At 65.2% G+C, this 18,959-nt stretch carries 15 protein-coding genes and 3 pseudogenes; 7 read left to right on the plus strand and 11 right to left on the minus strand.

Annotated elements, in window-relative coordinates; translation table 11 throughout:
- Positions 1-56: 56 nt before the first annotated feature.
- Together DM194_RS23380 and DM194_RS23385 are read right to left on the minus strand one after the other, a co-directional pair.
- Positions 57-775, minus strand: a pseudogene (locus DM194_RS23380) (IS5 family transposase); the annotation flags it as partial.
- A gap of 132 nt (positions 776-907) precedes the next feature.
- Positions 908-2,506 carry a tetratricopeptide repeat protein gene (locus DM194_RS23385; RefSeq protein ID WP_111069963.1) on the minus strand — a complete coding sequence of 533 codons (1,599 nt, stop codon included), beginning with the start codon at positions 2,504-2,506 and terminating at the stop codon, positions 908-910.
- Positions 2,507-2,869: 363 nt separating this feature from the next.
- Here DM194_RS23385 and DM194_RS23390 point away from each other — a divergent pair.
- From DM194_RS23390 to DM194_RS23410, 5 genes and pseudogenes are all read left to right on the plus strand, one after another.
- Positions 2,870-3,597, plus strand: a pseudogene (locus tag DM194_RS23390) (IS5 family transposase); the annotation flags it as partial.
- Positions 3,598-3,688: 91 nt separating this feature from the next.
- Positions 3,689-4,099, plus strand: coding sequence for an IS66-like element accessory protein TnpA (tnpA, locus tag DM194_RS23395; protein ID WP_111067545.1), 411 nt, complete (start codon positions 3,689-3,691; stop codon positions 4,097-4,099).
- Positions 4,096-4,443, plus strand: a complete 348-nt coding sequence (gene tnpB / locus DM194_RS23400) for an IS66 family insertion sequence element accessory protein TnpB (protein ID WP_111065522.1) — start codon at positions 4,096-4,098, stop codon at positions 4,441-4,443. The genes tnpA and tnpB overlap by 4 nt, the downstream gene beginning before the upstream one ends.
- Positions 4,444-4,522: 79 nt before the next feature.
- Positions 4,523-6,145 (plus strand): IS66 family transposase, encoded by a 1,623-nt coding sequence (gene tnpC / locus DM194_RS23405; RefSeq protein ID WP_111069964.1) that lies wholly within the window; start codon positions 4,523-4,525, stop codon positions 6,143-6,145.
- 20 nt (positions 6,146-6,165) lie between these two features.
- A pseudogene (locus DM194_RS23410) lies at positions 6,166-6,261 on the plus strand (IS5/IS1182 family transposase); the annotation flags it as partial.
- Between the two features lie 184 nt (positions 6,262-6,445).
- Here DM194_RS23410 and DM194_RS23415 read toward each other — a convergent pair.
- The 6 genes from DM194_RS23415 to DM194_RS23435 form a co-directional block, all read right to left on the minus strand.
- Complete coding sequence (locus tag DM194_RS23415; protein ID WP_162630176.1) at positions 6,446-7,147, minus strand: sulfotransferase domain-containing protein; 702 nt, start codon at positions 7,145-7,147, stop codon at positions 6,446-6,448.
- A 192-nt stretch (positions 7,148-7,339) separates the two neighbouring features.
- Positions 7,340-8,071 (minus strand): hypothetical protein, encoded by a 732-nt coding sequence (locus tag DM194_RS28330; protein ID WP_162630177.1) that lies wholly within the window; start codon positions 8,069-8,071, stop codon positions 7,340-7,342.
- Between the two features lie 261 nt (positions 8,072-8,332).
- The gene (locus DM194_RS23420) at positions 8,333-8,701 is read right to left on the minus strand and encodes a hypothetical protein (protein WP_111069966.1); all 369 of its coding nucleotides are present in this window, start codon (positions 8,699-8,701) and stop codon (positions 8,333-8,335) included.
- A 98-nt stretch (positions 8,702-8,799) separates the two neighbouring features.
- On the minus strand, positions 8,800-9,771 hold the full coding sequence (locus tag DM194_RS23425) for an endonuclease/exonuclease/phosphatase family protein (RefSeq protein WP_111069967.1): 972 nt from the start codon (positions 9,769-9,771) through the stop codon (positions 8,800-8,802).
- A 70-nt stretch (positions 9,772-9,841) separates the two neighbouring features.
- Positions 9,842-10,492, minus strand: coding sequence for a chemotaxis protein (locus tag DM194_RS23430; protein WP_111069968.1), 651 nt, complete (start codon positions 10,490-10,492; stop codon positions 9,842-9,844).
- A gap of 145 nt (positions 10,493-10,637) precedes the next feature.
- Positions 10,638-12,131: a D-alanyl-D-alanine carboxypeptidase/D-alanyl-D-alanine-endopeptidase gene (locus DM194_RS23435; protein ID WP_111069969.1), complete on the minus strand. Its 1,494-nt coding sequence runs from the start codon at positions 12,129-12,131 to the stop codon at positions 10,638-10,640.
- A 124-nt stretch (positions 12,132-12,255) separates the two neighbouring features.
- Between DM194_RS23435 and DM194_RS23440 the strand changes: the two genes are divergently transcribed.
- Positions 12,256-14,133, plus strand: coding sequence for an FHA domain-containing protein (locus DM194_RS23440; protein WP_111069970.1), 1,878 nt, complete (start codon positions 12,256-12,258; stop codon positions 14,131-14,133).
- A 4-nt stretch (positions 14,134-14,137) separates the two neighbouring features.
- On the opposite strand, the gene DM194_RS23445 is transcribed toward DM194_RS23440, so the two are convergent.
- The 3 genes from DM194_RS23445 to DM194_RS23455 form a co-directional block, all read right to left on the minus strand.
- Positions 14,138-15,397, minus strand: coding sequence for an MFS transporter (locus tag DM194_RS23445; RefSeq protein ID WP_176581492.1), 1,260 nt, complete (start codon positions 15,395-15,397; stop codon positions 14,138-14,140).
- Positions 15,398-15,607: 210 nt separating this feature from the next.
- Positions 15,608-16,327 carry a hypothetical protein gene (locus DM194_RS29210; RefSeq protein ID WP_111069972.1) on the minus strand — a complete coding sequence of 240 codons (720 nt, stop codon included), beginning with the start codon at positions 16,325-16,327 and terminating at the stop codon, positions 15,608-15,610.
- 156 nt (positions 16,328-16,483) lie between these two features.
- Positions 16,484-17,503, minus strand: a complete 1,020-nt coding sequence (locus DM194_RS23455; RefSeq protein WP_246024614.1) for a sensor histidine kinase — start codon at positions 17,501-17,503, stop codon at positions 16,484-16,486.
- A 311-nt stretch (positions 17,504-17,814) separates the two neighbouring features.
- Here DM194_RS23455 and DM194_RS23460 point away from each other — a divergent pair, with 311 nt between their 5' ends.
- Complete coding sequence (locus DM194_RS23460) at positions 17,815-18,849, plus strand: amino acid ABC transporter substrate-binding protein (RefSeq protein ID WP_111069974.1); 1,035 nt, start codon at positions 17,815-17,817, stop codon at positions 18,847-18,849.
- Positions 18,850-18,959: the final 110 nt, after the last annotated feature.

The following is an 18,959-nucleotide window of genomic DNA, read 5'->3' on the forward strand; positions in this document are numbered from 1 at the left end:
CAGATGAGGCTGGCCGCGATATGGTGAAAGGCAGTGAAGATGTCGGCGCGCCGTTCGTAGCGTACGGCGATGCGGCGGAAGCGGGCAAACCAAGCGAGCGTACGCTCGACCACCCATCGGTATCGGCCGAGACGCTCGCTGCTTTCGACGCCACGCCGGGCAATCCGCGGAATGATCGCTCGTTGGCGCAGCGCACGCCGGCAGTGAGCGAAGTCGTAGCCCTTGCCGGCATGCAGTTTGGCCGGTCGCCGCCGGGGCCGGCCCGCACACTGGCGGATCGCCGGCACGGCATCGACCAGCGCCTCCAGCAGCTTGCTGTCGTGCCGGTTGGCTGGCGAGATCCTCAGGGCGAGCGGGATGCCGTTAGCATCGACGAGGATGTGGCGCTTGGAGCCCGGCTTGCCGCGATCCGTCGGGTTCGGGCCGGTCTCCTCACCCCCCTTTTTGCCGGGACGCTGGCGCTGTCCACCGCTGCACGATCCCAGTTGATGGCGTTGGCATAGCCGAGCCGGTCGAGCAGCACACGATGCAGCCGTTCCCACACGCCAGCCCGATGCCACTCGTGCAGACGCCGCCAGCAGGTCATCCCCGAGCCGCAGCCCATCTCCACCGGCAGAAGCTCCCAAGGAATACCCGTGCGCAGCACGAATAGGATGCCGGTCAGCGCCGCACGATCGTCCAACCGGGGCCGTCCGCCTTTTGGCTTGGGCGGCTCCGGCGGGATCAGCGGTTCGATGATCGCCCACAAGGCGTCGGAAACAAGAGGGGCTGCCATGCCCCTACCAACCGTTCCTGGCCGGTTTTGTTACGCACTCTAAAGCCAACAGCCCCCGTCCGCCTGACCGTTCTAACAAGAACAGGGGATCATGGAGCACCGCGATACCCGGAACCGCTGCCGGTTGTCCAATCACTCGGCATCAAAGGATGATTTTCTGGCATATAGATCGATCGCTCCCAACGTCACGATATTGAATATCTGTAGATCATCCAGAGTAATATCCTCAGGGTCTGTTGTCCTTTCATTGAGGGCGCTGAACAAGTTGTTCAAGAGCTTCATCGATTCTACGTTTCTTGGTGAATTACTGTCGTTGATAGATGTGTTGCGGGATCTTTCCATTAACTTTCTTAGAGCATTCAGGAATTCTATTCCGCAGGCTTTGTAAGCCTCTTCCGACCAATTCATGTCATGGCGAACATGAAATCCAATCTCTTCCATGATTTCGAATGTATGGATTCCATTCACGCAACAATTGATTGGCAGCCAGTAGTCCCACCACGGTGCGCCAAAAACAAGGTGACTCCGCCCAATAGTCATCATGGAGCCAGCCATTGAGAAGAACATATCAAACCCGTAAGAAAACTTGCTCTTGTCGGAAATTTGTCCGTTTGACAGGATGTTTATATCTGTCCTTCGAGAATAGACCATGGATCCACTGCCGAGGCTCTCCCCATGTTTTTCCAGTATGACCTTGCTGGCATCATCAGATGGCATTATGTCTGAATTTATAATTCCAACCCAGTCCTTATGGCTGGTTGTTATGTGACTGATTAGGTCGTCAATATAGATAAGAGGTTTGCCAATGTGGTCGGCGCTTCGATGGGCTTCTACGAAATTGATACGATTAAAGCGACGATCGGCAGATACGATTTTGGCCAATTCTTCTCTTGTATTTATGGATACGACCTCGAATCCCTGCTTCATCCATCCCTTCAGGCACGAATATTGATGATCGAGATTTTTTGGCGCCACCGACGTTGCAAGAATGAATCCGTTCTTGTATAGTCCCCGCGGTACAATCGGAGTGTTTTTCGCTTGGCTCGTGAAATAGCCACGAATCAATTTCCCGGCCTTCTTTACTTGATTGTGCTTGATCAGATCTGAGATAATCTCTAAATTCAAAAATTTGTTCTCTGAAATTTCTAAGATATGAGTATCGAGGTCATCCGCATCGCTCTCCCGGACCCGATGCTTCATGTAGGCGACCATTGCTTCATGGTTTGACTTATCAACGGCAAGCGCCCTCTTGAAAAATATGAACGCTTGATCGACGAGTCCGGCACTTTCGAAAACCGTGCCAATTCCAGAGATCGCTGAGGAGTTGGCGGGATCGAGGTCGATGGCCAAACGATAGCAGGCTATTGCAGCGTCGATTTCTCCCATTTTCGAATAGGAGAGAGCTGCACCAATGTAGAAAATTGGGTTGTCGCTAGAAATCCTCATGCATTCTTTAAATGCAGCGGCAGAAAGTTCGTAAAACTCCGACTCAAAGAGAGCCTTTGCATAATTAAGAGATGCTGAAGCATCAATTCTACGCAAATTTCTTGAAACCTTAAAGTGCGTCAAAGCTCTTCTTGGTTTTCCTGACAAAGCATAACAGATTCCAAGATTGTTCCATGCCTCAAGGGAGGCAGGCTCCATCGAAATCTTTACTTTGTATAGTTCAGCCGCACGTTCATGGTTTGCTTCATTGAGGGCTTTTCGAGCCATTTCCGTGACGGAATTCATGAAGCCTATTTCCCGCGCAACAGTTTGTAAAAGTGTTTGCCCCAAGCGGGTAACACTTTAGCCGCCTTGCATATGATTTCAAGTATAGAAATGAAGAAGAAGGACAAGATATTCAGCAACTTAAGAGCGTTTCAGGACATGATATGATCATTGAAAGTAATGCGGGTTGTGCAATTAGAGAATTCTGGTGAAAAAATAAACCAATGAAGGGGGAATTTTGTCGGAAACGCTGTTCCCTGCCAAAAAATTCAGTCAAACAGATGAAGCATAACTCTTTTCTAATACTTTTGATTGTAAGGTGACGCAAAAAGCCGGCGGCCTAAGAGTGCGTAACAAAACCGGCCAGGAACGGTTGGTAGGGGCATGGCAGCCCCTCTTGTTTCCGACGCCTTGTGGGCGATCATCGAACCGCTGATCCCGCCGGAGCCGCCCAAGCCAAAAGGCGGACGGCCCCGGTTGGACGATCGTGCGGCGCTGACCGGCATCCTATTCGTGCTGCGCACGGGTATTCCTTGGGAGCTTCTGCCGGTGGAGATGGGCTGCGGCTCGGGGATGACCTGCTGGCGGCGTCTGCACGAGTGGCATCGGGCTGGCGTGTGGGAACGGCTGCATCGTGTGCTGCTCGACCGGCTCGGCTATGCCAACGCCATCAACTGGGATCGTGCAGCGGTGGACAGCGCCAGCGTCCCGGCAAAAAGGGGGGTGAGGAGACCGGCCCGAACCCGACGGATCGCGGCAAGCCGGGCTCCAAGCGCCACATCCTCGTCGATGCTAACGGCATCCCGCTCGCCCTGAGGATCTCGCCAGCCAACCGGCACGACAGCAAGCTGCTGGAGGCGCTGGTCGATGCCGTGCCGGCGATCCGCCAGTGTGCGGGCCGGCCCCGGCGCCGCCCGGCCAAGCTGCACGCCGACAAGGGCTACGACTTTGCACACTGCCGGCAGGCGCTGCGCCAACGAGCGATCATTCCGCGGATCGCCCGGCGTGGCGTCGAGAGCAGCGAGCGTCTCGGCCGATACCGATGGGTGGTCGAGCGTACGCTCGCTTGGTTTGCCCGCTTCCGCCGCATCGCCGTCCGCTACGAAGTACGCCTCCGGTGAGTGCCGCCTTGGCAAAATAGGGTCCGACGTCTGAGATTTGCGTGGCGCGTCATTGCGCGGACGCAAACGAGTTGCAAACGTCATGGCTTACCAGCGGGTCGAGGTTCTGACGGGGACGGAGCGGCGGCGGAATTACACGCCGGCGGAGAAGGTCCGAATGGTCGAGGAGGCGTTCCGCCCCGGCGTGGTGGTGACGGAAGCGGCCCGCCGGCTGGGCGTGCACGAAAGTCTGCTATACCGCTGGCGAGGGCTGATGCAGGCGAGCGGGAGCGCGGTGGCCGAACCGTCCAGCTTCGTCGCAGTGACCATCACGCCGGAGCCGACCGTAACAGAACCGCCGGTCTTGGAGCCCCCTGAACCATTGCCGCCTCCAGCGACGCTGGCCACGAGCCCAGCGATCCTCGAGGTCATCCTGCCCGGCGGGGCACGCCTGCGTCTGGAAGGGCCGGTCGATCCGGCTCTGGCGGCGGCCGTCATCGGTGCTCTGGCATGATCCCGGTGCCGAGTGGCGTGCGGGTGTGGCTGGCCAGCGGACACACCGACATGCGCAAGGGCTGGGCAAGCTTGGCGCTTCTGGTGCAGGAACGCTTCGCCCAAGACCCGCACAGCGGCCATCTCTTCATCTTCCGCGGGCGCCGCGGCGATCTGGTGAAGATCATCTGGTATGACGGCCAGGGCAGTTGCCTGTTCATGAAGAGGCTGGAGCGGGGCCGCTTCATCTGGCCCACGCCGGCGGACGGCGCGGTGTCGATCTCGGTTGGGCAGATGGGTTATCTGCTCGAAGGCATCGACTGGCGCAACCCGCAGAAGACCTGGCGTCCCGAGGCCGCGGGGTGACTGCGACACGGTGAATCGACGCACCGGTTCAGGGGCGATTGCGGCGGCTCGACGGCGCGTTCCCAGGTAAACTGGCGCCATGACCGCCGCCCCGCTCCCCTCCACCTCGGCCGACGACGTCGCCAACTTGCGCGCTGCCTTGGCGCAGGCCGAGGCGCGGGCGGATGCGGCGGAAGCCGAAGCGGCGCGGGCCAAGGCGATGGCGTCGAACACCGAGGCGCTGATCGCCGGCCTGAAGCTGGAAATCGAGAAACTCCGGCGCGAACTCTACGGGACGCGCTCCGAGCGCAAGGCGCGTCTGCTGGACCAGTTGGAGTTCCAGCTCGAAGAGTTGGAAGCGACGGCCAGCGAGGACGAACTGGCGGCCGAGCAGGCCGCTGCCAAAACCACCGCGGTGGCGGCCTTTACCCGCAAACGGCCATCACGCCAACCCTTCCCCGACCACCTGCCGCGCGAGCGCGTCGTTGTGCCGGCACCGGCGAGCTGCCCGTGCTGCGGCTCGGACAAGCTGTGCAAGCTGGGCGAGACGATCACCGAGACGCTGGAGGTGATCCCGCGCCAGTGGAAGGTGATCCAGACGGTGCGGGAACGGTTCTCCTGCCGGGCCTGCGAGACGATCAGCCAGCCGCCGGCGCCGTTCCACGCCACCCCACGGGGCTGGGCCGGCCCCAACCTGCTGGCCACCCTCCTGTTCGAGAAGTTCGGCCAGCATCAGCCGCTGAACCGGCAGGCCGAACGCTTTGCGCGCGAGGGCGTGCCGCTCAGCCTGTCCACCCTGGCCGACCAGGTGGGCGCCGCCGCCGCGGTGCTGAAGCCGCTGCACGACCTGATCGCTTCGCATGTACTGGCGGCGGATCGGCTGCATGGAGACGACACGCCCGTGCCCGTGCTGGCCAAAGGCAAGACCGACACCGGGCGGCTGTGGGTGTATGTGCGTGATGACCGGCCGTTTGCCGGCCAAGCCCCACCGGCAGCGCTGTTCCACTATTCGCGAGACCGCAAGGGCGAGCATCCCGAACGGCACCTGGCCGGCTTCACGGGCTGGCTGCAGGCCGATGCGTTCGCCGGCTATAACCGGCTGTACGAACCTGAGCGCCGACCGGGGCCGATCAGCGCCGCACTGTGCTGGGCGCATGCCCGGCGCGGCTTCTTCAAGCTGGCCGACATCGCCGCGAACACCAGACGCGGCAAGGATGCCCCGCCGATCTCACCGCTGGCGCTGGAGGCCGTGACCCACATCGACGCCCTCTTCGATCTCGAGCGCGCCCTGAACGGCAAGCCCGCGGCCGAGCGGCTGGCGGCCCGCCAGGAGCACGGCGTCGCCCTGGTGGCCACGCTGGAGAACTGGATGCGGACGGAGCGCGCCCGGCTCTCCCGCCATGCCCCCGTGGCCAAGGCGATGGACTACATGCTGACGCGCTGGGACGGCTTCACGCGCTTCCTCGGCGACGGCCGGCTGTGTCTCACGAACAACGCCGCCGAACGCGGCCTGCGCGGGATCGCCCTGGGCAGAAAGGCGTGGCTGTTCTGCGGCTCCGATCGCGGCGGGCAGCGGGCGGCGATCATGTACGGCCTGATCACCACCGCCAAGCTCAACGAAGTTGACCCGCAGGCGTGGCTGGCCGACGTGCTGGCCCGCATCGCCGACCTGCCGCAGAACCGCCTGCCCGAACTGCTGCCCTGGAACTGGAAGGCAATCTGACTGCGGCACTCACCGGATGCGTACGCTACGAACGGCGCGCCGACATCTTCACTGCCTTTCACCATATCGCGGCCAGCCTCATCTGCTGGCGCTTCGTCCAGAGATGGTTCTGTTAGGCGCTCTTAGAGTGTGCTCGCGTCACGCGGAATCGCTTGGAGCGTGAATCATATGGACAGCCATAAGCTTAGAATCTGTCTGGTGTCTCAATGAGCGCCAGAGAGATTCTAAGCACGCGCCCGATTCTGTCGAACACATGAGGAGCTTCCTCCCCTCTGCCCGCCAAAGGGAAACTGCCAAGCTCTACCGCCAATGTGAGACGATCTGTGAGGGAGGCTTGTCGAGCGATCGACTGTTCCCAGCGACAGCGCTGTCATCGCCGTAGCCGAGCCTGCTCATCCAATCACCATGCCGTTCCCACAGGACATGCAGATCGTCAGCTGTCCATTCAGCCAGATTGGCTTGGTCCGAAGCAGTGCGGAAAAAGGTCGGCAGCAGCTCTTTCTGACTTTCGAACGGATTCTGCCAAGCTGCGACGACAGGCATTTTCAGGAAATCCGAAATCAGGGCAATGATGCGATCAGGCTCGCTCAGGATTTCCTCATAACGCAGAAACAACGTATGCGGCCGGTCGAGCGGATGCCAAGCATCCAGATTGCTGCTCCAATCGCTCCCGAAGGATTGACCATCGATCAGTTGGGGGATGCTGAAATCCGCGCGGGTCAGCGGATGCGACCTGAAATAATGAAACTGTGATATGATTGCCGACCGTGGATCGCGGACGATGTAGATAGCCGGATTGTCATCCTGAGCCGGTCCATGCGTTTTCACCAGGTTGATGGTATCGTCCACCGAGATGCGGGAATAGAAATCATCCCATGTCTCCGCATAGGTACGGTGCCCGACGCTGGAACTCACGACTTCGCTGATACCCAGGTCAAACCTGTCGTTGTACTCGGAGTAGGTTTCCAGCCCGAAGACCCGATTGAGGATCGTGCGGGTCAAAGTATTCCCTGACCTTGGATAGGACGAAAGCCAAACTAGCATCGACAGCTCCGGTTGATCCGCTGAATCCGTATGGTCACATACGCTGTCGTTGAGGCCAGCCAGCGAATTTCTGCTTGAGCATCCCAGCCAGTAATACCACCCATATTTGAAGATAGCTTTCGCTGACCCAGAATGCAGAAGGCAAACCTATCAGCATGAGAGATTGCTGACAATGCGCCTGTATACCAAATCGTCAACCACAACCAGAGCCTCCAGAGCCTCTCTGATACTCTGGTTTTCAAGATTCTGCTGATATCTGGCATTACCGTCAGGATTTACATTGGTCATCAGGACATTCTTGGCTGGAGGAAGCTCCATGAGACAAAATGCCGAATTCAAGGATATTTGATAATGATCGGCGGACCCCACAAAAGCGAAACGGCCTTCACAATTCACCGCCATGTCAAACAGCTCATCGTCGGGAAGGTCCGGCCCAATGACATTGGTCCTCGTGTGGTTGCAGGAGCCGAAATTCCCGCCGGCAAGCAAACGCGACTGTACGTTATATATGGATGAGTAAATCAGTGGATCTCGAGACTGCAGGAAATCCAACAACGACATAGGTTTTATCGCACGAAAGAAAGCGCTTTCCTGATGGTTGTCTGCAATTCTTTTCCAGAAATAATAGGCTGAGAGAATCCTGCGACGCGGTTCCCTCAGCATCGTAACCGCCCGAATGTCCGGGAAGCGCATTCTCATTGCGGAAACGGAGATATGGCCCTGGAAAATCGAATAGGCTGCAAGCCGGTCCGAATCCCACCGGGACAACTCCCACTCGAACGTGATGGGACACAGACGATCAAGCCCGTATGCCTCTGTGATCTGCGAGGCAAATGCGGTGCTCGCCGTCTTGTGAATCCTTGAGATGAGCCAACGCGGCAATGCCGTAGTCTCCATGGATGTACCGGAAGGACCGAATGTAAATCTCTGCCTCCTCGGACAGCAACATCCCTTCAATCTGTTTTTCTGGCTGTATGTTTGGAAGTGCGGAGGGCCTTGGGCGCCATCCCTGCAAACTCCCGCAAGTTGCAACGCGGCACTGCGCCGGCAACCGCCAACATTCGAAACCGAGGTCCGGAGGATCGGGAAAGGCAACTGCGCCGGTTGGCGGCACGTTCCCTTTCCGCGATCAGGGAAAGGGACTCACCCCTGCCCCTTCACCGCCGCCTTCTCGCGATCGACCACCTCCAGGATCCGCTGCAACGCCTCGGTGCTCAGCGGAGAGTCCATCGTCAGGCCGTCCCCGAACTTGCGGATGGCGCCGATGGCGCGGCGGCGGGCGATGAAGTCGTCGTCGCCCGGCTCGAACGGCTCGACCACCGGGCCCTTGTAGTAGCCGCCGCGGAAGCCCCACTGGCGGCGCCCGTCGGCGCGCCATTCGCTGCCGTCGGACAGCACCATGCAGCGCCCCCCTTCGGTATAGCGCTCCACCGTCGCGGTGGATTGCGGAATGGACTGGCCGCTGCGGATCGTCACGCGGTCGCCGACGCGGAAGCTGGCGGCAGTGAACATGCTGTTTCCCCATATTGGCGCCGGCCCTCAACGGGACCGGAGCGCCGCATAAATTCCGAAGGCGCTGTTTTCCACCAATTGCCCCGGCGAATCCAGCCCTACAGCGCGAAGCTCGCCACCACAGGCGCGTGATAGCTGACGGGCGAGGGCTCGTCGGCGTGATCGACCTCGTCGATCAACTCCTCATTGTGGATGGCGACCTCCCGCAGCCGCTCGGCCAGCCGGGGCGACGCCAACAGATGGTCCAGAAGCACCGGCGTGCCGGCATGCAGGACGGTATAGCGCCGTTCGTCGGGGATCGCCTGTTCCAGCGGCTCCAGCACGCGATTCGCCAGATCGGGATTGCCGGTGAAGTCGGGGGCGGCGCGAATCATGCGGACGGCGGTCTGCTCCAGGTCGGCGTTGCAGTCGCCGGCAACCACGATCAGCGCGTCGGGATCGGCATCGAACAGCCGGTCGACGGCCATGCGCGTCTCCAGCGCCTGCCCCGTCCGCTTGATCGAGGCCAGATAGAAGCCCTCGGCCCAGCCGGCCGCCGTCTTCCAGGTCTGGGCGCCGGCCTTCTGCCCCGGCACCGGGGCGGCGATGGGCGCGCGCAGATGCAGGTCGAAGACATGCAGGATGCGGCCATCCGGCATCTCCACCTCGGCATGCAGGACCGGCCGGTCCCAGCCGACCTCGGTTTCCTGATCCGGCGCCGGGTCGGCGGTGACGAGGCGCACGCGGGCCGGCGGCACCAGATGATGGCGCAGCAGCCGTGTCGCCCTGATCGGCCATCGGCTGACGATCACCGGGTTGTGGCGGTCGGCCGGCGACTCGGCGTCGCCCGCGGTGACGTGATACTCCGCATAGCGCGTGCCCTCCAGCAGGCGGGCGAGCGCACGCAGTGTCCGCGGCTCGTTCTTCACCGGGTGCTGGGCGTCGACCTCCTGCAGGCAGAGGATGTCGGCCTCCAGCCGCTCCAGCTGCGGGCGCAGGGTGGCGATCCGCGACTCGAAGGGCGGCTCGTCGGCGTCGTCGTCCAGGTTTTCCAGGTTGAAGGTGGCGATCCGGAACAGCGTGTCGGCCATGAAGGGCTCCGCGTAAGGACGGCGGGTATCGGCGGCGCAACTGTGGACTCTACGCCGCCGGTCGAGCTTATCAGAACAGCTCGACGTCGCCTTCGATCCGCGTCTTGCGCAGATGTTCCATATAGGACGACTCGTTGCGGGCGATGTCGTGCAGGGTCTGGCCGCCGATCAGCCGCCGCTGGCTGCGCCCGCTGGTGGGGAAGAAGCGCACGGCGCGCGGGCTTGCGCCGCCGACGTCCCAGCTGACCGTGGGGATGCCCTCCGTCGCCAGATACTCCATCACGAATTCGACGTTGCGCAGGCCGATGTTGGCGGTGCGCAGCGTGTTCAGATTGACGTTGGCGCCGCCGAACACCTTGGCGCGCAGCCGGTCGCGCCGGCCGGTGACGGTCAGCAGCCGGTTGATCAGCTGCTCCATCGCCGTGGCGCCGTAGCGGGACGACAGCGACAGCACGTCCAATCCGGCATCGGGCAGCAGGAAATGGTTCATGCCGCCGATCTCCGCCACCGGATCGTACAGGCAGGCGGCGACGCAGGAGCCCAGCGTGGTGGTGATGACGACGTTCGGGTCGTCGGTGACGACGCAGCCGCCGACGACGATGTTGACGACCTCCGCCCCGAGCCGCCGGTCATGGTAGCGGTTGGCGGCGACGTCCTGCCGTTCCAGCCTGCGGCGCAGGACGTTGCGCGCGGCAGAGGTGCAGGAACTGGCTGTCATCATCGGGTCTGGCACTCCCGCTGCCGGATGTGAACGGACTTGGTTCGGATGGACGTGCATTCAATCCGCCTGCGGACCGGGTTGTATCAGATCGACTTTGCCTTGCATTTTAACTGACACCCATACTTCGACGTATGACCTAGGTCAGTCAATAAGTTAAAACCCACCGTTCCAACAGCCCGCCCCGCAGCGCACGGGCGTCCGCGGCCCAGACGCGCGCGTCGGACGGGATGGCGGTCACCCGGCGGTCCAGCGCCGCATCCATCGCCGCCCGGCGCCGGGCATCGGCGATGAACAGGACGAAGCCCAGCCGCTGGCCGCTCGCCGCCGTCAGCAGCCCGGCCAGCCCATTGACATAGGCCAGGGTTCCGGATTTGGCCCGGACGCCGCCCGGCAGCGCCTTGCCGTCCTCCTCCCCCGGCAGCAAATCCCACAGCCCCGGCCCGCCGGCCCGCAGCAGCGCCGCCATCTGCCGTGGCGTGGCGCGCGACCCGGTGCCCAGCCCCGAATGGTTGGCCAGCCGCAACCCGCCCCACCCGGCCCCGTCCAGCGGCTGCCGCGCCAGCAGATCCTGCAGCAGCGCCGCGGAACGCCCGAGCGTCGCGACCTCCGGATCCAGCCGGCGCGCCGTGGCCAGCCCGATCACCTCCGCCGACAGGTTGTTGGAATGGCGCAATAACCCGCGGACCAGCTCCGCCAGCGGCAGGCTGTCCAGGGCCGCGATCGGAACCGCACCGGCCGGGGCCAGTCCCGGCTGCGGCGGCGGCAGGGCGATGCCGGCATCCGCCGCCAGCCGGCGGAACAGCGTGGCGGCGGCCAGTCCCGGCCGGGCCACCGGCACCCAGGCCCCCCAGGCATCGCCCCTCGTCGGCGGAGCCATGCGCCAGCGGTCGACCCCATCCGGCAGCAGCGGAAAGGGGCCGCCCGCCGCCATCGGCAGGACGGTGACGCTGTCCAGCGGCTGCCGTCCGGCATCGGCGACGCTCAGCGCCTCCGGTCCGCCCCGCCCGCCGCGCCCCCAGTTCAGCAGGACGCGGTTGTAGTTCAGCGACAGCGCCCCGGCCCCCGTGTTGTAGGGAGCGGCCCAGGGCTGGCCGGAATCGATCTCCGCCAGTTCGGGCAGCAGCGTGGTGTCGTAGAGGAAGCGCCCCTCCACCCGGCGAAGCCCGGCGGCACGCGCCTGGTCGAGCAGTTGCAGCAGGCCCTCCGTCGCCAGCGCCGGGTCGCCGCCGCCCTGCAGGATCAGGTCGCCGCGCAGCACCCCGTCGGCGGACAGGCCACCGGAAACAGTGCCGCCGGAAACCGTGCTGCCGAGCAACCGGGTGGTGAAGCGGTGGTCCGGTCCCAGCAGGGCCAGCGCCGCCGAGGCGGTCGGCAGCTTCGCCACCGAGGCCGGGACGAAGGGGCTGTCGGCCGACCGCGCCTCCACCACCCGGCCGCTGTCGGGATCGAACAGGACATAGCCGACCGCGGTGCCTTGGGGGCCCCGCACCTCGAAATCACTGGTTGCGGCACTGGAATCCCGCGCCACCGCCGGCAGGGCGAGGCAGCCGAGCAGGCCGAGGAACGGACGGCGGCCCAGCGGCATCGCCGGCAGGCTGCGCTTCGAATCGGCGGGGTCGAAATCGGGAACGACGGTCAAGGATCGGGCCTTTCCGCTTCTGATGCAGGATTTCATAAAGTATTTTGGGCAAAAATCGCTGGAAATCGCGAATAGGGACATAGCCGGTCAGCGTTCCGACAGGGGCTGGCCGAAGGGGGACGGTATGGCGATGTCCAAGCGGCGCGAGGCGCGCTTCGAGGTGGTGGTCGAACAGGGCGGCAAACCCAACATCGACGGCATCTTCGATGACGAGAAGTCGGCGACCGAACGCGCGAACTTTCTGCTGCGCCTTGCCAAGTTCCCGGTGGTGCGGGTGGTGAAGGTCACCGGCACAGGCCGGGAAGAGACGATATTCCAGAAATCCTCCTCCGGCGGCGCCAAGCTGACCACCATCTCCCCGATCGAAGAGGCCAACCTCTGCACCGGCGTGCTGCAGGTCTTTTCCTTCGACAGCCGGATGACCCTGCTGCGGCTGCTGCGCGGTTATTGGGACGACCAGAGCGTCATTCCGTCGGAGCAGCTTCACCGCTACTATCCGTTGCGCTACTTCGAACGGGAGGCCCTGCTGTTCAATCCGGCGCTCAGCCGGCTCGCCGCCATCCAGGCGCCGATGCTGGGGCTGAAGCCGCATGAGCGCTACGACCAGATCACCCGCCTGTTCGCCGGGCTGAAGGAACTCGCCCAGGCGTCCGACACGCTGGCGCCCTTCGATCAGGCGCTGATGCGCGGCGGGATATCGGGGCTGCTGCAGGCCGCCCTCGACCGCCCGGCGGAGGAGCGCGACCGCATCGTCACCCACGCCTTCGGCACGCTGCTGGAGCCCCACCGCGAATGGGGAGCCAAGCTGGCCGCCGTGCTGCGCCTGCACCGGGAAGGCGACGCGGAGAACGCCAGGCTGGTGGACGAATTCTCGGCGGAGATCGTCGACGGGCGGGAGCCGATCCGCGCGCTGATCGGCTATGCGCCCGATCTGGGTTCCGCCATCCTGGCGCTGCTGGCCGCCCTGCGCGGCGACCTGGACGACCGTCTGCCCCACACCGAACCGCTTCTGGCCCTGTCCGATGTTCTGGGATCCGACTCGCCCGAAATGGGCGCGAGCGGAGGCGCCTTTCCCCGGACGCGGGAGGCTCTGCTCAACCGCATCCGCGGCGGGCTGGACGGGCTGACGCCGCTGACCCGCACCGGGCCGGCCAGCGACGCCCGCGCCTTCGGCGCCATCGTCGACGGGATGATCGCCTTCGACGGCTTCATGGGCGGTCCGGCCATGGCGGAATCGCTGACCCGCCGCGGCAAGACCGTATGGGCGGCCGGCGGCAGCGACCTGCCCTTCGAGGAAACGATGATGCGGCTGGCCGGGCGCTTCGACACCGCGGCCGGGCGGCTGGGCTACCTGCTGGACCTCGGCACCAGCGCCTATGGCCACGGCAAGATCAGCACCGTCATCCAGCATGTCGCCGACGAGTTCAACCGGGTGAAATCGGCCGCCGAACTGGCCGCCCCCGGCGCCTCGCTCCAGGAGGTGCGCGAGGGGCTGGGCCGCCGCCTGCGTGCCGCCGGCATCCCGCGGGGGCTGGCCGACGGACTGATCGCCAAGATCGCCTCCATCCCCGACGGGCAGCGGATATCGATCACCGGCAGCGGCATCCCGGCCGGATCGCGCATCGCATCTCCGATACCGGAGGTGACGGTCGATGTCCATGCGCCGCACGCGCCGCGCCTGACGCTGAGCTTCCAGGGGCGGACGGTCGCCCTGCCCGATGCCGGCGGCGACATCGTGATCGGCCGCGCCGCCGAATGCGGCATCGTGCTGGACCATGCCTCCGCCTCGCGCCGCCATGCGGTGGTGCGGCTGCGCGACGGCGCCTTCACGCTGGAGGATCTCAGCCGCAACGGCACCCGTCTGGTGCGGCAGAACGGCGAACAGCGGCTGCTGACGCTGGGCGACGTGGTGCCGCTGTCCGGCCGGGGGGAGATCGTCATCGGCTCCCTCGACCTCGGCGAACATCCCGCCCGGATCGCCTGGGACGTGTCGGGACGCTGAAGGCTCAGTCGCCCGCGCAGGCCTCGGCCAGCCGGGCATCGGCGGCACGCCCGGCGGCGCGGCTGGTGATGCGGTCGTCCAGCATCGCCACCGCCCACACGGCCAGACCGCCCAGCGCCAGCGCCGCGCCGACCCAGCCGGTGGAGGTCCAGCCCAAGCCGGCGGCGATCGCCATGCCGCCCAGCCAGGGGCCGAGCGCGTTGGCGGCGTTGAAGGCGCTGTGGTTCAGCGCCGCGGCCAGCGTCTGCGCGTCCTCCGCCACATCCATCAGCCGCGCCTGCAGCGGGGTGCCGAGCCCGCCGCCGCAGCCGATCATGAACACCACGACCGACACCAGCCAGACATTGCCGGCGGCGAAGGGAAAGAGCGCCAGCGAGCCGGCGCTCCACAGCAGGATGAAGGCGACGGTCGGCATCAGGGCGCGGTCGGCGGCCCAGGCGCTGACCAGCGTGCCGACGGTCATGCCGGCGCCGAACACCGCCAGCACCACCGGCACCGCCGACGGCGAGACCTGCGTCACCTCCATCAGGGTCGAGGCGACATAGGTGTAGACGGCGAACATGCCGCCGAAACCGATGGCGCCGATGCCCAGAGTCAGCCAGACCTGCCGCCGCTTCAGCGCGCCCAGTTCGCGCAGCGGGCTGGCGTCCGGGTGCGGGCGGTCGTTGGGGGCGAAGATCCAGACAAGGAGCACGGTCAGCAGGGCCAGCAGCCCGACGACGCCGAAGCCCCAGCGCCAGCCCAGCGCCTGCCCGATCCAGTTCGCCATCGGCACGCCGACGATGGTCGCCACCGTCAGCCCCAGCATGGTCCGCGACACCGCCTGCGCCCGGCGCTGCGGCGGCACCAGCGACGCCGCGACCAGGGCGGCCACGCCGAAATAGGCGCCGTGCGGCAGGCCGCTCAGGAAGCGGAAGACCAGCATCCAGCCGTAGGAGGGCGAAAAGGCGCTGGCCACATTGGCGGCGGCGAAGACCGCCATCAGCCCGATCAGCAGGGTCCGCCGCGACAGCCGCGCCGCCAGCACCGCGATCACCGGCGCGCCCACCACCACGCCCAGCGCATAGACGCTGATGACGTGACCGGCGGTCGGCTCGTCGATGCCGAGGCCGCGGGCGAAATAGGGCAGCAGGCTCATGGTCGCGAATTCGGTCGTTCCGATGGCGAATCCGCCCATGGCGAGCGCCAGAAGCACCAGCCCGGGATGGGCCGGGGCCGCCTGTGACTCGGCACGCATGCCGCCGTGATGACCGGCAGAAGCCATGGTCGTTTCTCCGCTGTCGCCGCTTGAAGATGGAATTTTCGGAACCCGGCGGTCAGGGGACGGGAAGCGACCGGGACAAGGTCAGGATATTTGCCCCGGCCATGCTGAGGCAATCCGCCGCAGGCCGCCAATTTCGCAGATGCGAGATGAGCGGCGGGCATGGCTCGGGGGAGAAGCTCCCTCTCCCGTCCGGGGAGAGGGTGTTGGGGCTTACAGCAGATCCTTGAACAGAAGCTGCGCCGGCGCCTCGGCGGCCTTGCCCTGCTTGCGCGCGCCGGACTTCCGTTTCGGCTTGCCCTCGGCCTTGGCGGGCTGCTCCACCGGCAATTCCGGTGCGGCCATCGGCATGGGCGGCTCGGCGGCGGGCTTCGGCGCCTCCTGCGGCGGAGCGGGTTCCGGCGCGGCGGCAGTCTCCGCCACTGGCTCCGCCGCCCGCTCGACCATCGGTTCCACCGGCTCCGCAGCCTCCGGCGCCAGAGCAGGGGCAAGTTCGGGGGCAAGCTCGGGCGCGGCCTCCGGCGGAACCTCGGGCGCGGCCTCCGCCGCCGGTTTCGCGGCCTTCTTCCTGGACGGACGGCGCGGCGCGACGCCGACGCCTTCCTTGGCGCGCTGCTTGCCCTGGTCGCGCGCCTGGGCTTCCGGCGCCGCGGGATCCTCGGTCAGCCATTTGCGGCGCTTGATGACCTCGTTCACCCGGCCCTGGTTCACGCCCAGCTGGAAGGCGATCTCCTGCTGGGTCATGTTGGTGGTCTCGTGCAGATGCAGGATCTCGGCGGCCAGTTCCGGCGTCATCTTGCGTCCGGTCAGGCGCCGCGCCGGGCGGATGGTGCGCTGGCTGCGGTCGCGCGCCCTCAGGGATTCCAGGATCTCCAGCGCCGCCGTGTTGCCCGCCGCCTTCAGCGCGTCCTCGAATTCCTTCAGCGTCGCCATAAGCTCTCCTCCCCCCTGTCACCAACACCTGTCACCGGCAAGCTGTCGCCGGCCGCCCCCCACGGCAACCGGCAGGATCACAGATAGTTCTTCCCGAGGCGACGGAAAAGCCGCAATGGAGATCGGGACAAGCATTGGCTCAGGCGGGAAAGCGGCTCAGGCGGGAAAGCGCAGGTCGATCCGCGTGCCGGCGCCGTCGGCGGGGCCATAGCTCAACTGGCCGGACAGCTGGGCGGCCAGGCTCTGGATGATCTTCCAGCCCAGGCTCGGCAGGCGCAGGACGTCGACCCCCTCCGGCAGGCCGACACCGTCGTCGATCACCCGCAGGTGCAACTGGCCGGGGTGGTCCGGCACGGCATCCAGCTCGATGGTGACGACACCGCCGTCGCGGCCGACGAAGGCGTGCTTCAGCGCGTTGGTCAGGGCCTCCACGATCAGCAGGGCCAGGGCCAGCAGCCGTTCGGGCGACTGCGGCGCCGTCCCGACCGAAACGCGGCAGGTGACGTCGAGGGTGCCGGTCGCCTGCAGCATGTCCTGGCACAGCCCTTCGATGTGGCGTCCGAAATCGTCGCCGGACTGGGGATCGTGCAGGCGGCGGTGTACCCGCGCCATGGTGCCCAGCCGGCGCCCCGCCTCCTCCAGCGCCGCCATCGCCCCTTCGGGCGACCGGCCGACCGACCGTCTCTGCAGGTCGAGAAGCGATGAGACGAACTGCATGTTGTTGGCGACGCGGTGCTGCAGTTCGTGGAACATGGTGGTCTGCGCCGCCAGCAGCGAGGCGGTGCGGCGGCGTTCCTCGCGCAGCCGCGCCAGCGTGACCTGCATGCCGTGGATCAGCGCGATGTCCACCGCGACGATCACCGCATAGAAGGCCAGCGCCACCCCGCTGGACGGGTTCACCGGGAGCGTTCCGTAAGGGGGAATGAAGAAGTACCAGGCGGCCAGCCCAGAGAGCACCGCCGTCACCACCCCCGGACCCAGGCCGACGACGAAGGTGGTCAGGATCACCGCGGGAAAGAAGGTGAGATAGGGGAAGCCGGACGGAAGGACGTCATCGACGGCCCAGCGCAGCAGCAGGGCGGCGACGAAGGTCAGCAGTCCCACGCCATAGCGCAATCCTGAACCGCTCCGCAGCAGCGAAAAGCGCGCCACCCGCTGCCAGACCGTCCGAACCACCACAATCGGCATCCCGTTCCCGTATTTCCAAACGCCAACATATCACCGGCATCCGGCGCTTGCAGGATCAGTCTGCCGACAACGCATGAAATTCCTGAAAGGCCCGGCGTTCAATACCGGGCGAGCCCCGCCCGCCGGCTTCGCCGCGGAAGGGCGGCCTGTCCAAAGCTGTTCACATCTCCGCCACATCCGTTCAAAGGCGCGGGGCACTTTGTTCAATCCGCCAAGCGATTGTCAGGCATGCGCGGAGGCCGGGGAGATGCCCTGCCCCGGCGCCCCTCGAATGAACAAGGCTGAAGGAGCCACGCCCCGTGAAGACCCGTCTGAGCGCGCTCGCCATCGCGGCCACCCTGTCCGTCTCCGCTCTCGCCCTGTCCGGCACCGCCCAGGCCGGCGCCACCTTCGACGGCGTGAAGCAGAAGGGCTACGTCCAGTGCGGCGTCAATCTGGGCCTCTACGGCTTCTCGTCGCCGGACGACAAGGGCAAGTGGTCGGGCCTGGACGTCGACGTCTGCCGCGCCGTCGCCGCCGCCATGTTCGGCGATGCCGAAAAGGTGAAGTACACCCCGCTGTCGGCGCAGCAGCGCCTGCCGGCCCTGCAGTCCGGCGAGATCGACATCCTCGCCCGCAACACCACCCGCACCCTGACCCGCGACACCGCCAACGGCCTGAACTTCGCGCCGACCAACTACTATGACGGCCAGGGCTTCATGGTGTCGGCCAAGCTGGGCCTGAACAGCGCCAAGCAGCTGAACGGCGCCACCATCTGCGTCCTGCCCGGCACCACGACCGAGCAGAACGTCGCCGACTTCTTCCGCGCCAACAAGATGACCTTCAAGCCGGTCGTCATCGAGAAGAACGAGGAGCTGCACAAGGCCTTCTTCAGCGGCCGTTGCGACGCCCTGACCTCCGACGCCTCGCAGCTGGCCGCCATCCGCGCCGCCGAGACGCCGAACCCCGCCGACTACGTCATCCTGCCGGAGCTGATCTCCAAGGAGCCGCTGTCCCCGGCCATCCGCCAGGGCGACGAGGAATGGGCGAACCTGGTGACCTGGGCCTTCTACGCCATGGTCCAGGCCGAGGAGAAGGGCATCACGTCGGAGAACATCGACGAGGCCATGACCTCCCCCGATCCGGACGTGAAGCGCCTGCTGGGCGTCACCGCCGGCAACGGCAAGGCCCTGGGCGTCGAGGAGAGCTGGGCGTTCAACATCATCAAGCAGGTCGGCAACTACGGCCAGAGCTTCGAGCGCAACGTCGGCGCCGGCTCCAAGCTGAAGATGCCGCGCGGCCAGAACGCCCTCTATACCGACGGCGGCATGATGTACGCCCCGCCGATGAAGTAAGGCGCCTGCTGCGGATGCCCTCTCCCCGCCCCTCTCCCACCGCAGGTGGTGGAAGGCCGGGGAGGGGACGCCCGCAATGTTGCCTCGCCTTACACTCCCCGCACGGAGCA

Source organism: Azospirillum ramasamyi (assembly GCF_003233655.1).
GTDB lineage: Bacteria > Pseudomonadota > Alphaproteobacteria > Azospirillales > Azospirillaceae > Azospirillum > Azospirillum ramasamyi.

Excerpts from the sequence above, each read along its gene's own strand:
- tnpA (WP_111067545.1), top strand. The coding sequence starts at position 3,689 with ATGGCTTACCAGCGGGTCGAGGTTCTGACGGGGACGGAGCGGCGGCGG.
- DM194_RS23420 (WP_111069966.1), bottom strand. The coding sequence starts at position 8,701 with ATGTTCACTGCCGCCAGCTTCCGCGTCGGCGACCGCGTGACGATCCGC.
- tnpB (WP_111065522.1), top strand. The coding sequence starts at position 4,096 with ATGATCCCGGTGCCGAGTGGCGTGCGGGTGTGGCTGGCCAGCGGACAC.
- DM194_RS23430 (WP_111069968.1), bottom strand. The coding sequence starts at position 10,492 with ATGATGACAGCCAGTTCCTGCACCTCTGCCGCGCGCAACGTCCTGCGC.
- DM194_RS23440 (WP_111069970.1), top strand. The coding sequence starts at position 12,256 with ATGGCGATGTCCAAGCGGCGCGAGGCGCGCTTCGAGGTGGTGGTCGAA.
- DM194_RS23445 (WP_176581492.1), bottom strand. The coding sequence starts at position 15,397 with ATGGCTTCTGCCGGTCATCACGGCGGCATGCGTGCCGAGTCACAGGCG.
- DM194_RS23425 (WP_111069967.1), bottom strand. The coding sequence starts at position 9,771 with ATGGCCGACACGCTGTTCCGGATCGCCACCTTCAACCTGGAAAACCTG.
- tnpC (WP_111069964.1), top strand. The coding sequence starts at position 4,523 with ATGACCGCCGCCCCGCTCCCCTCCACCTCGGCCGACGACGTCGCCAAC.
- DM194_RS23385 (WP_111069963.1), bottom strand. The coding sequence starts at position 2,506 with ATGAATTCCGTCACGGAAATGGCTCGAAAAGCCCTCAATGAAGCAAAC.
- DM194_RS29210 (WP_111069972.1), bottom strand. The coding sequence starts at position 16,327 with ATGGCGACGCTGAAGGAATTCGAGGACGCGCTGAAGGCGGCGGGCAAC.